Source organism: Methylocella sp. CPCC 101449, assembly GCF_031921685.1.
GTDB lineage: Bacteria > Pseudomonadota > Alphaproteobacteria > Rhizobiales > Beijerinckiaceae > Terripilifer.
Window position 1 is genome coordinate 1,815,352 of the sequence record NZ_JAPDHU010000002.1, and the last position, 12,003, is coordinate 1,827,354.

Here is a 12,003-nt window from a genome sequence, read left to right on the forward strand (position 1 = left end):
ATATGCGCACCACGGTTCTCAATTGTCCGGTCGATATCCTGACCCTGGACGAGACGGTCAACGTCGCAACGGCGGCCATGCGCGAACGCAAGCCCATGCAGCACGTGGCGCTGAACGTCGCCAAACTCGTCTCGGCCCGGACCAACGAGGAACTCGATCGCGACGTGCGCCAAGCCGATCTGATCGGCATTGACGGCGCCGGCATCGCGCTTGCGCTCCGGCTCGCCGGCCATCGCAACGTCCCGCGCGTCACCGGCGTCGATCTCTTCGACCATCTGATGGCGACCTGCGCCGCGCAGGGTTTCCGTCCCTATCTGCTCGGCGCGACCGAGGAAGTGCTCTCCGAAGCCTGCCGCCGCATCGAAGCCCTCCACCCCGGCTTGCAGATCGCCGGTCGTCAAAATGGCTATTTCAAAGGCCGGGAACGCGAAATCGTCGATGCGATCAAGGCAGCCAAGCCCGACTGCCTGTTTCTGGCCATGCCAACCCCGATGAAGGAACGTTTCATGGCCGCTTATCGGGCCGAACTGAACGTGCCTTTCGTCATGGGTATTGGCGGCACCCTCGATGTGGCCGCGGGTTTCGTCCAGCGTGCGCCCATGGCCTGGCAGAAGTCCGGCTTCGAATGGCTTTACCGGCTCCTGCAGGAGCCAAGACGCATGTGGAAACGTTACCTCAGCACCAATACGATCTTCGCTGGCCTGCTCTTGAAGGATATGATCAGGCGCATGCTGGCGCGGTCCCGCTCCGGCCCCACCTTGCCGAATGTAGGAGGCAAGCCCGCCCCGCGTGGCTGACCATGACAATGGCGCTTACCTCAGGCCGCCAAAGTTTGTTCGAACGCATCGAACGCGTTCAATACCTGTTCACGCTGTCAGGCAGCGTGAGCTCGCGGCTGGCTACGCTCGCGGTTCTCATTCTGCTGCCCTCCTATATCGGCCTGCACAATTACGGTCTGTTCGCCCTCGTCATCACGCTGGGTGAAATCATCGAAATGACGGCCGCGAACTGGTTCCGGCTGCTGCTCATCCGCCAGTCCGTCCAAAGCGCCCCCGCCGCTCCAGCGATCCCAACGACCCGCTTCAGCTTCTCGGCCCTGGCCATCGGCACGACCCTACTCAGCATCATTGCCGCTTGCATCATCTCACCCTTCATGCCGGACGCGCCGGATTTCGAACTGAGCGTGGCAGTCTCGGTCTATGTGGTGAATTTCGCCATTCTGCGCCTGGTGCTTACCCTCCTGCAGGCGCTCAACCGGCAGGGGCTGTTTGGCCTCGTCGAAAGCATTCGTGGCGTGGCCATGCTGATTCTGGTGTTCGGCACCGTTCTCGGCGGCTGGGGCAATTTCTTCCACACCGCCCTCGCCTTTTCCTTCGCCGCCGGGCTTTCGATTCTGATCTCCCTGCCGGTGCTCGGCGGTAGTTTCGATCAGATCCTCTCGAAACATCTCGCCGCCGGCACATTCAAAGCCATCGCCATCCCCACCATTCTCGTCACCGCACTGACCTTCCAGTTCGGCTGGGTCGATCGCCTGATCCTGCAAACCTGGCTTGGCCCGACCATGGTCGGCCTCTATGTGGCGGCGACCGCCGTGGCGCGCCAGCCGGTCGACCTCGTGCTGTTCGCGCTCAATCAGCAGGCCTTCCCCGCGCTCCTGTCACAAGACCGTGGTGGCGAAGGCGACCGCAAGATCGCCGGCTATCTGGTTGCCAGTTGCATCCTCGGTTTCGGCGCGGCCGGCGCTTGTATCGTACTGGCGCGGCCCATCGTCGAATGCGTGCTCCCGAGCTTCGATCATATCCTGGCCGCGCAACTCATCGGCCCCATTGCCATCGGCGCCGTGGCATTGGGCATCAAACACGTGGTCTTCGACAATATTTTCCACGCCTATGGCCGCAACTGGCTCCTGCTCGCCTATCTGGCCGGCGTCTCGCTCGCAACGCTCGCCCTGTCGATCACTTTGGTAAAACTTTACGGCCCTGCCGGCGCCGCCATTTCGTTCATGATCGGCAGTTGCGCCGCGGCCCTGGTCTCGGCTCTCGTCTCGCGCGCCTTGTGGCCATTCAAAATCCCGGTGCAATCGATCCTGCGCGTCCTCGCCTGTGCTTTCCTCGCCGCCGCCATCGTGACCGCGGCGCTTTCGCTGCTGCCGCACAATGCCTGGCTCCAACTCATTGCCGGCGGCGTCATTTACGGCGGCACGTATTTCGCTCTGCTGGTGGCCATCGTCCGCTTTGATTTGCGCCGTTTCATCAACGCGCCATGGGAACAGCACCTGTTCGCCGGACAGCAGCCATGAGGCCGGCGCTCGCCGAAAATCGCCCTGCCGCCATCAGCCTATCGAAGTCCGACACGCGGCAGCTCATTCTCATCAATCATCTTGTCGAACCGGCGGGCCAGATCACCGGCATCACCCGCTATGCCTTCGGGTTGATCGAAGCTCTGCTCGATCGCGGCACCTATCGTTACGCACTGGCTTCCGCTTTCACTGCCGAACAATTGCCGGCACCGATCGCATCACGCCTGGAACGGATTCTAACGTTTCCCCATGTGGCAGCGACGCCGCTCAATTACATCCGCCAACGCACCGTGTTGCGTGAAGCCGTAACGACGACACGAGCGAGCCTCGTCTATGCGATGAATCCGATGTGCCCACCGGCCTCGGTTCCGACAGTCATCACCGCGCACGATCTCTACATGAAGACCCTGCCGCACATGTACGAGCGGCGCCACCGCCTGTGGTGGTCCCTCTTCTTCGGTCTGGCCACCCGAGGTGCCGCCGCAGTCGCCTGCGTGTCGCGCAACACCGAGAATGACGTCTGCCGGTTTCATCCCAACGCGGCTAACAAGACACGGCTGGTCCCCGGGGCCGGCGTGATGGCACATTTCAGCCCGCAGGCGCCGCTGCCGCCCAACCTCCAGCAGCCCTATGTGCTCCTGCTCGGCAATCTCTCGCCCAACAAGAACGCCGGTATGCTGCTCGCCGCTTTGCAGCAGCTCCGCCAGCGCGGCCAACCCGTTGCCGCCTATCATGTCGGCCGCGACCCTGATCAGGTCCTGGCCAAGGCGCTTGATCTGATCATCCCTCTCGGCGCGGTCGGCGACGCGGAGCTCGATGCCATCCTGACCGGGGCCAGCGCTTTGGTGTCCTGTTCCAGCTACGAGGGCTTTGGCCTCCCCCTGATCGAAGCGCAAGACCGTGGCACCCCGGTCGTCGCGACGAGCATTCCAGCGTTTCGCGAGGTCGCCCCGGAAGGGACGCTTTTCGTCGATTTGGAAGACATCAGCGGCCTGGCCGATGCGATTGGCGCCGTCATAGGCGACGAAGCCCTGCGGAACCGCCTTTCGGCCGCCGGCCGGCAAAATGCTGCCCGTTTTTCCTGGCCCCGCTCGGCGCAAGCCGCAGAAACTGTCATGGCTGAGCTACTCGGCGCAACCGCCCGCCCTGCCGCCGACGCAATTCAAAAATAAAAATTAACCTTTCGGGAATATTAACAACCCATCCCCTGGGCACGCGTAACCATTGGCGTTTCCTCGATAATCGCGGACATCGGCTTCGACCATGGATGACAGATACGGGCCGGCCTATCTGGGTGCGAAGGATTGGTTTCGCACCACTCCGGCCAATGGCGCGTCCATGCGAGCGGTCGCCGCGCCGGCACCTGCACCGGTCTTCGAATTGCGTGAACTGCTCGCCATCCTACGGCAGCGCTGGACGCTGATCGCCTTCTGCGTCGCCGCTCTCGCCATCGCCGCCGGCATTTACGGTCTGACCGCTCAAAAGCGTTACGTCGCCACGACGCAATTGCTGATCGATACACGCGGCCTCAAAGTGGTCGAAGGCGACGTCAACCAGCGCTTCGAGAATGCCGAAACGTTGAATGCGGATCTGGAAAGCCAGATGCGTATTCTCATGTCCACTTCGGTGCTGCGCGCGGTCGTCGATCGCGAACATCTCACCAATGATCCCGATTTCGTCCCGCGTCCGGGCCTGCTCGGTCGTCTGCGGGCCATGGTTCTCGGCCGGCCCGCGGGCTCCGCCGAACCGGAAGCCACGGCTGCTGGCGTTCTCGAACGGGCGCTGACTGTCCGACGTTCCGAACGCAGCTTCGTCGTCGATATTTCCGTTGCCGCCAGCACGCCGGCGAAAGCGGCGCGCCTCGCACAAGCCGTGGCAGAGGGCTATATCGACGAACAGGCCAATACCCGCCAACTCATCACTAAGCGCATCGGCGAGGAAGTGGCAGCCCGCCTGAAGGATCTGCGCACGCAAGTGGAAGCCGCCGAAAAGCGCGTCGAAGATTACAAGGCCAGGAACAATCTCTCGTTCGCCAATGGCAAGCTGACCCTCGATCAGGACGCGACCGAACTCACCACGCAGCTCAACCTCGCGCGTGCTCGCACCGCACGGGCCCGGGCGCGCGTCGATCAGATCCGCGCACTCGGCAATCGGCCGATGCAGGAGTCCGCCGCCGAAGTGCTCGATTCCCCAGCCATCGTGCAATTGCGCCTGCGCCTGGCCGAAGCGCAGCGCCAGGAACAGGAACTGCGCCAGAGTCTTGGCCCACGGCATCCGGAACTGGTAGCGGCGGCGGCCCGCGTCGCCGAAGCCCGGCGCGCCATCGATCAGGAAGTGGCCCGCCGCAAACAGGCCGCCGAACTCGAACTCGCCCAAGCGCTCAACAGCGAAAAGGCGATCAACGTGCAACTCGACAGGACTCGGAAGGAAACCACCGACGCCGGCCAGTCCCTCATCGGCATCCGCGAACTCGAACGCGCCGCCGATGCCAACCGCCGCGTCTACGAACAGTTCCTCGTCCGCGCGCGTGAAATCACCGAACAATCGGGCTTCCAGCCCAATCAGACGCGCATCATTTCCCCCGCCAATGAGCCAGTGTCGCCGACCGGCCTGTCCGTGCCCGTGCTCACCATTCTCGGTGGCATCGCTGGCCTGCCCCTCGGCATCGGCCTCGCTCTGCTAGGCCACTTCTTTGGCCCCGGCGCAACAGGCCCTGCCAGTCCCCGTCCTGCGACGCGGCGCACGGCACCAACCCTTCGTACGTCCGTTCCGACATTCGCCGACATCAACCGCTCGTTCGTGCACAACTATGTAGCGACGCGGAAATTCCAGCGCGCTCTGTCACCGCCGCCGGCCGTGAGCGAGGTTGCCGGTCGTATTCAACGCCTCGCCCCCGACGATCCGCTCCGCATCATCCTTGTTTGCTCGGTGGAAGATGCCGAGATCGGCAGCGAATTCGCTCTGGCGCTGGCCAGCAGTTTCGCGTGGGAAGGGCTCGATGTGATCGCCGTCGATGGCGACGCCACGACCATGGGCCTGTCGCAGCTCAGTGGCATTGTCGGTCAGCCGGGCCTCTACGATCGACTTGAACAAGGCAAGTCCATCGAGGACAGCGTTGAGTGGAAGCGCAACGGCTTACCCCATCTCCTGCCCGCGACCATGGCCGGCGGCAAACCGGTCTCCCGTGACGCGCGGCGCGAACTGGTCGATCGGCTCGAACGGCTCTGCGCCAACGTCAACATGCTGATCGTCGACGCCGGCATCGCTGCGGCGAATCCGTTCATCGGGCTGCTGGCGGAAGCCGCTTCCGACTGTATCGTCGCCGCTGACGTGAACGTCACGAATGCCGAGAAGATCGCCGCCACCTACGACGCCGTCAGCCGTGCCGGCACGTTGAGCCCGCAGTTGGTTTCGGTCTCCGGCGAAAAGCCGAGCACGCCGCCGTCAGCTGAGCTCCCCGCCGTCAGCGCGCAGGTGGACAGCCCGAACACCGATGAGCATGACAAGCATCGCAAAAAGCGATGGTACTTTGGTCGCCAGCGTATTGTTGGTGAGGGCAAGCCCGAGAAAACATAACGTCGCCAGCGGCAAAAGAATGTGCGAGCGCCGGCTCAGCACATAGAGTAGCCAGCCGAACAGCGCCGCAAAAATGATGAAGCCGATCAGGCCGAAATCAAACACGAAGAAGACGATCGCGCTCTCGATGAACTGAATACCCAGCTTGTCGTTGACGATACGCTTCAGCTCAAGAAGGTCGCTGCCAAGCAAGATTTCGCGCCAACTGACATAGTCGAACACACGGTAGATCTCGATGCGCGTTTGGGCGCTGTCGTCGATATAACCACCCTGGAAGCGCGCCAGGAAACCAAGCTCGTTAGCGACGATAAAAATCAACGGCCCGGCAATGATCGCCACCAGCAGGATCGCAATCATCGTCACGCCGGGGCTCATGCCGGAGCGACGCTGCCATGCCGCAAGAACCAGCGAGATCGGGACGACTAGGCTTGTCGCCAGCATGGCCGTGCGCGCGCCCGCGATGAGAATGCCTAAAGCCAAAAGCCCCACGCTGCCGGCTTTGACGAATGAATTGATCGGCAACGAAATGATCAGGACCGCCGTCGCCAGATTGAGCACACCCACCGTCAGCGGCGTGCCGAGAAAGCCCGCCGGGCGAAACTCCGCCGCTTCCAGCGCGGCTGGCACCAACGTTCGCCCCAAACCGAATTCCACCATCATGAAGGCCGAATTGAAGACGATGGCGCCGATGACCAGAAACCCGACCGTCTCGCGCCAACTATGCGGCATGGCATAGAGCAAAACGCCGATCAGCAGGGTCGTGATATAGCTGTCGATGACGTAGCCCGCCGAAGAACCGCGACCGACCAGAATATTGATCGCGCCGATAAGAGCCAGAAAGCCCGCTAACATCAAAAGCGCGCGCACTTCCGAGCGCTCCTGCGGCAGGAAACGCAATCCCACCGAGGCATAGATGACGAAGCCGCACAGGAACATCACATAGACGGCAGGATGGATCTTCTCGATCAGGCTGCCACCCTCGCTGGTGTAGCGCTCGACCAGGTTGAGAATGCCGTCGCCGATCATCACCCGCAAAACGATGGCGACGCAGAAGACAACGAAGGCCCATCGCGCCAGACCGAAAAATCGCGGCAGCTCGCCTTCACGTACTTCGGGCGCAGACCAGTCCGCCGCGCGGCCATGGGCCACGGCTGGTTGTTCCAGCGCTGCGCGTTCAGTCCTCATGTCAAACGTCCTTCCGGGAACGAATCTACCTCTGATTCGCTCCCGGAAACAGTCATGGGAGACGATCAGAAGGCGGCGCGCGGGTCGTGGCGAGCCAGCCGCTGCAGCAGATAGTCGACCTCCGCCCGCGCCTGGGCGGTCAACGCGCTGCCGGGTTTGCGCTGAGCATCGGAAGCGATGGCGCCTCGCTTCATCAGCACATATTTGCGCACCGCCAGGCCCACGCCTTGCTGCTGCTCGTAACGCACCAGCGGCAAATGGGCATCAAAGAGATCATGCGCCTTGTCGCGCTCGCCGGCACGAGCTAGGCGCACCACGTCGACCAGCATGTCGGGAAAGCAATAGCCGGTCATCGCCCCATCGGCCCCGCGATCCATCTCGAAATCGAGGAACAGACCGCCGTTGCCGCACAGGATCGGCGTCCGCCGCATGGAACCATCTTTTTCGAAGCCGCGCAGCGCGCTGATCTTCTCCAACCCTGGCCAATCCTCATGTTTGAGCATGCGGCAGGAGGGATGATCCATGATGATCTGGCGGATGACCTTGGGGGGCATCACCACGCTGAGCAGCAGCGGGTAGTCCTGGATCACGAAAGGCACGTCGGAACCAATCGCCTCCACCGCCTGGCGATAATAGGTGACGATCTGATCGTCGGTCCGCAAATGCGACGGCGGAGCGATCATCACGCCGGCCGCGCCCGCGTCCATCGAGGAACGTGCCAGAGCCCGCATGGCCGCAAAGCCCGGCGCCGAAACGCCGACGATCACCGGAATAGCACCCGCACGCCCGATAACGCCCTTCACCACTGCCATGGATTCGTCGGGATCGAGCTTCGGCGCTTCGCCCATAATGCCGAGAATGGTCAGGCCGGATACGCCGCAGCGCAGATAGAAATCTGTCATCGTGTCGACTGAGGCAAGATCAAGCCGGCCATCGGAGTGAAAGGGCGTCGCCGCGATCGCGTAGACACCATGCGCATTTTGATCAAAAGACATCGAACAAACCTTTGAGACTAAACATTCTGAGACTTCTTCCAGGCGTCATAACGCGCCTTGGTTTCGGCATTCATCGGATAGAGGCCCGGCAGCGTTTCGCCGCGCTCAACCTCGCGCATGATCCACGCCTCCATCCGCTCCTGCTCCGGCCCCGTATCGAGGACGTGGTCGATGAAAGCTTTCGGAATGACCACCGCTCCATCCTTGTCGGCGACGATCACATCGCCCGGAAAAATGGCGACGCCGCCACATCCAATCGGTTCGTTCCAATTGACAAAGGTCAGCCCCTGCACCGAGGACGGCGCTGCCCAACCCTGCGACCAGACCGGCAATCCCGTGCCGTTGACGCCTTCAATGTCGCGGACGACGCCGTCGGTCACCAAGGCAGCAACCTTGCGCTTGGCCATGCGGGCAATGAGGATGTCGCCATAGCAGCCGGCATCGGTCACGCCCAGCGCGTCGATGACGGCAATGTCCCCTTCCTCCATCGCCTCGACCGCGGTCCGCGTCGAAATCGGATTGCCCCAGGATTCGGGGGTCGCCAGGTCCTCCCGCGCCGGGATGAAGCGCAGGGTAAAGGCAGGCCCGACCAACCGTTCCTGATCGGGTTTCAAAGGCTTGGCGCCGCGTATCCAAAGATTCCGCAGGCCTTTTTTCAGCATCACGGTTGTGATGGTCGCGGTCGAAACGCCCTTCAATGTCTTCACGATTTGCGGGTCGAGAGCCATGGGAACTCCGGTGGATCGAACTTCCCCCTCCCATGCGCCATTCAGCCGGGAATGTGAAGGGCATGTGGTAGCGGAGGAGCGCTACCAAACCCTCACCGGCCCGAAGTGCCGTGAAGACGACATAATGTCCGATCCATGATTGAATGCGTCAGCCCGCCAGCGTGGCCTCGCCTGACCGACCTGTGCACATGACAACGTCGCTGGCGACGCCGCTCACGGGAGAGCGTCGATGTTGCTTTCGTTCGCCGATGTTCTGCGTTTACTCGCCGACCATGAGGGCAACTTCCTCATGCTCGACGAGAACATCGTCTCCGTCTGCGCCACCGACTGGTCGCCCATCCTCATCAACGGTACGGTGGTCTATGTGGCCGCCGACATCTTCGACGACTTGCTGCGCTGGGACTATATCGTCGAAGACATTTCGCAAGTGCGCATCGGCCTTTCCGTCTTCCGCCTCACCGAGATCGGACGCGAAGAGGCCGAACGGTAGCGCGCAGTCAAGCCGTTGGACGCATAAGCCCGCGCATCGCCAGCAAGACCAGAATGGCCAACACGGCCGGCACGATCGCCGTCAGAATGATATCGCGCGGCGCCCAGCCAAGCGACATCATCAAGCCACCGAGCGCCGGACCGAAGATCGACCCGACGCGGCCGGCGGCCGAAGCCCAACCGACACCGGTCGTGCGCAAAGCGGATGGATAAAGCGAAACCGCGAGCGCCGCCTGACCGACACAACAGCAGATGAAGCCAGCCCCAAGCCCGGCGATCAAAGGCAAGACCATCGATGGCGTCGCGCCTTTGCTCAAAGCGACGATACAGGCGATGGCGAACACGGAGATGGCGATCAGCAAAGCCTTGATGCCAAACCGCGCCACCAGCAGCATCAAGATCACATTGCCAACCAGGCCGCCCGTACCGAAGGCCGCGGTCGCCAGCGGCGCGAGCGCCGGCTCGAAGCCGAAATCGACCAGCAGGGTGGGAATCCAGAACATCAACGCATAGGCATCGATGAAGACCAGAAAGGCGAACGTCCAGAGCAGGATCGTCGACGTGGCGAGACCATCGCCGAACAGCGCTGCCACCGGATTGCCGGTCTTCGCGCCCTGCGCTTCTTTGGGCAAAACCCAAATGAACAATGGCAGGATCAGCAAGGGCGCAATGCCACCGATGATGAAGATCGACGTCCAGCCATGATCGCGGATCAACGGCAAAGCGATCAAACCGCCGATCACCGAACCCGCCGACAGGCCGGTCGCGACCAGCATGGCCGCCGTCTCCTTGTAGCGCGGCGGCATGATATCGGCGCCGGCGGCCACCGCGATGGGCAGACAACCGCCCAAGCCGACGGCGGTGATCAGACGAATGATCGAAATGGTGACGATGTCGTACGCTAACACTGTCGCCAACGTGCCAAATCCAAAAATCAACACGCTCCATAGCGCCGCTTGGCGCTTACCCCAGCGAGCAGCAACGGGGCCGCTCAACATATAGCCGATCACCGCGCCAACGCTGGTAGCCACGAAAGCTGGCGTGAACGCGGCTGGCGTGAGATTCCAGGCTCGCGACAACACCGGCGCCACGAAGGCGATGGAAGTGGTATCGAGACCATCGAGCGTGACGATGGTGAAACAGACCGCCAATGTCGCAATCTTTTGCGCCTGTGAGGCGGCTTCACCGGTGGGATGTGCAATTGTCTGTTCGGTCATCGATGCCCCTTCCCCTCGCAAATATCAGTTCACGCCGCGTACGGCGTCGCGGCGATCAGCCGGTCGAAATGCATGATGTTTCCTGCCTCGCCATATACTGGCCAAGCGGGCCGATCGGCCGCATCGGGAACGCCTGTTTTGGCAAAATGCGTTAGCGCATCTTGAAAAGCCGCGCTAACGGCTCGCATTTCCTCAAGCGTCGCACCTTTCAGCATCCGAGCATCCCAGCGGCCGAAGTCGCCGAACAGGAAAGGCAGATCGATGCAATGGCAGGCCTCGACGCCGCTCTGCGGTGCCGACCAGTCGAATTGGTAGACGTAGGCTGCCCGCCCTTGACGACGACGGGCGTCAGCCGTGGCCAGGCTCGGCCCGATGAACATATCGGACGCACGAAGATCGCCGAGTGCCGCCAACGAGGAGGCGGGCGCCCGGCTGTTCAAGCGCCGCTGGTAGAGGGTCGCGCCCCGGTCACCAAAGCGCTGCTTAAAGGCCGCACGAACGATCTCATCCACTTCAGCTTTTGGCCTCGGATCGTCGACATAGAAAGCCGCCATTTCCTCGCGCGTCCAGCCGATCATCATATCGCACCACTGGCCAGCGCCTTCGAGCAGCGCCGGCAGCGGATCGCGCGGCATCACATCAGCATCGATGATCGGCACGAAAGGCGGCGAGACATCGCCCGCCGAGCTCGCCGGGCGTCGCAATAAATCGATTTGCGCCTTCAAAATCTCGTCGATCGGCACGTCGCGTAGTTTGGCACCATCGTTCTCGTCCAATCCCAGAGCCTGCAGAAAGGCGCGCCGCAGAGCGGCTACTTTGTCGCCGTCCGGCGCCATCAGCCCGAGCGGCCCGCTCATCACGATGCTTCGCTTGAACAGCTTCTGTCCGGACGCCATCAGAGCCGCGATGCTGTAGGCGCCCGCCGACTGACCGGCCACCGTCACGCAGTCTGGATCGCCACCGAAGGAAGCGATCGCCTGTTGGACCCAACGCAGCGCCGCGATCTGATCGCGCAGACCAAGATTGGTCGGGGCACCCGGCTCCATCGGCAGGAAGCCCAAGGCACCAAGACGATAGGTGATGGTGACGACGATGACGCCGGTGCGCGCCGCCAAAGCCGCGCCATCGTAACAAGAAAGCGAACCCCCTCCCGTCATGAAGGCGCCACCGTGGATGAAAACCAAGACCGCCGCCTTCTGCGGGCGCGACGCCGGCACCCAGATGTCGAGATGCAAACAATCCTCGTCCTGCGCCGCCGGATAATCGCCCATGACTTTAGCTAGCCGCGAGGGGCTCTGCGGCGGAATAGGTCCAGGCGCCGTGCAGTCGAGAACACCAGTCCAAGTGACAGGCTGCCCGGGCAAGGCAAATCGCGCGGCACCGGTCGGCGCCGGCGCATAGCGAACACGCCGGAAGGCGATGGCCTCACCGCTCTTCACTCCCTTCACCGCACCAAACGGCGTTTCAACGATCGTCGGTTCCACCCACGCTGCTCCCAATTCGTCAGATCGGCT

Annotated in this window: 9 protein-coding genes and 1 pseudogene; 5 read left to right on the plus strand and 5 right to left on the minus strand. The window is 62.5% G+C overall.

The window, feature by feature from the left end; all coding sequences use genetic code 11:
• Positions 1–2: 2 nt before the first annotated feature.
• The 4 genes and pseudogenes from OIM99_RS19565 to OIM99_RS19580 form a co-directional block, all read left to right on the plus strand.
• A complete protein-coding gene (locus OIM99_RS19565) occupies positions 3–797 on the plus strand; it encodes a WecB/TagA/CpsF family glycosyltransferase (RefSeq protein WP_311852129.1) in 795 nt (264 codons plus the stop codon).
• Positions 798–799: 2 nt separating this feature from the next.
• Positions 800–2,299 carry a polysaccharide biosynthesis C-terminal domain-containing protein gene (locus OIM99_RS19570; protein WP_311852130.1) on the plus strand — a complete coding sequence of 500 codons (1,500 nt, stop codon included), beginning with the start codon at positions 800–802 and terminating at the stop codon, positions 2,297–2,299.
• Positions 2,296–3,471 carry a glycosyltransferase family 1 protein gene (locus tag OIM99_RS19575; RefSeq protein WP_311852131.1) on the plus strand — a complete coding sequence of 392 codons (1,176 nt, stop codon included), beginning with the start codon at positions 2,296–2,298 and terminating at the stop codon, positions 3,469–3,471. Before OIM99_RS19570 ends, OIM99_RS19575 begins: the two co-directional genes overlap by 4 nt.
• Before the next feature lie 166 nt (positions 3,472–3,637).
• Positions 3,638–3,934, plus strand: a pseudogene (locus OIM99_RS19580) (Wzz/FepE/Etk N-terminal domain-containing protein); the annotation flags it as partial.
• 1,809 nt (positions 3,935–5,743) lie between these two features.
• Here OIM99_RS19580 and OIM99_RS19585 read toward each other — a convergent pair.
• The 3 genes from OIM99_RS19585 to OIM99_RS19595 all read right to left on the minus strand — a co-directional run bounded on the left by OIM99_RS19585 (position 5,744) and on the right by OIM99_RS19595 (position 8,783).
• On the minus strand, positions 5,744–7,060 hold the full coding sequence (locus OIM99_RS19585) for a VpsF family polysaccharide biosynthesis protein (protein WP_311852132.1): 1,317 nt from the start codon (positions 7,058–7,060) through the stop codon (positions 5,744–5,746).
• A gap of 65 nt (positions 7,061–7,125) precedes the next feature.
• On the minus strand, positions 7,126–8,055 hold the full coding sequence (locus OIM99_RS19590; protein WP_311852133.1) for a dihydrodipicolinate synthase family protein: 930 nt from the start codon (positions 8,053–8,055) through the stop codon (positions 7,126–7,128).
• A gap of 17 nt (positions 8,056–8,072) precedes the next feature.
• Entirely contained in the window at positions 8,073–8,783 is a 711-nt protein-coding gene (locus OIM99_RS19595; protein WP_311852134.1) for a ribonuclease activity regulator RraA, read from the minus strand.
• Between the two features lie 229 nt (positions 8,784–9,012).
• Here OIM99_RS19595 and OIM99_RS19600 point away from each other — a divergent pair, with 229 nt between their 5' ends.
• On the plus strand, positions 9,013–9,273 hold the full coding sequence (locus OIM99_RS19600) for a hypothetical protein (RefSeq protein ID WP_311852135.1): 261 nt from the start codon (positions 9,013–9,015) through the stop codon (positions 9,271–9,273).
• A gap of 7 nt (positions 9,274–9,280) precedes the next feature.
• Here the strand turns inward: OIM99_RS19600 and OIM99_RS19605 are convergent, their stop codons facing one another.
• Positions 9,281–10,489, minus strand: a complete 1,209-nt coding sequence (locus tag OIM99_RS19605) for an MFS transporter (RefSeq protein WP_311852136.1) — start codon at positions 10,487–10,489, stop codon at positions 9,281–9,283.
• Positions 10,490–10,518: 29 nt separating this feature from the next.
• Positions 10,519–11,973, minus strand: coding sequence for a carboxylesterase family protein (locus OIM99_RS19610; protein ID WP_311852137.1), 1,455 nt, complete (start codon positions 11,971–11,973; stop codon positions 10,519–10,521).
• Between the last annotated feature and the right edge of the window lie 30 nt (positions 11,974–12,003).

What these genes read in the sequence shown, in the direction of transcription:
- OIM99_RS19565 (WP_311852129.1), top strand. Translation starts at nt 3, where the DNA reads ATGCGCACCACGGTTCTCAATTGTCCGGTCGATATCCTGACCCTGGAC.
- OIM99_RS19570 (WP_311852130.1), top strand. Translation starts at nt 800, where the DNA reads ATGACAATGGCGCTTACCTCAGGCCGCCAAAGTTTGTTCGAACGCATC.
- OIM99_RS19575 (WP_311852131.1), top strand. Translation starts at nt 2,296, where the DNA reads ATGAGGCCGGCGCTCGCCGAAAATCGCCCTGCCGCCATCAGCCTATCG.
- OIM99_RS19585 (WP_311852132.1), bottom strand. Translation starts at nt 7,060, where the DNA reads ATGAGGACTGAACGCGCAGCGCTGGAACAACCAGCCGTGGCCCATGGC.
- OIM99_RS19590 (WP_311852133.1), bottom strand. Translation starts at nt 8,055, where the DNA reads ATGTCTTTTGATCAAAATGCGCATGGTGTCTACGCGATCGCGGCGACG.
- OIM99_RS19595 (WP_311852134.1), bottom strand. Translation starts at nt 8,783, where the DNA reads ATGGCTCTCGACCCGCAAATCGTGAAGACATTGAAGGGCGTTTCGACC.
- OIM99_RS19600 (WP_311852135.1), top strand. Translation starts at nt 9,013, where the DNA reads ATGTTGCTTTCGTTCGCCGATGTTCTGCGTTTACTCGCCGACCATGAG.
- OIM99_RS19605 (WP_311852136.1), bottom strand. Translation starts at nt 10,489, where the DNA reads ATGACCGAACAGACAATTGCACATCCCACCGGTGAAGCCGCCTCACAG.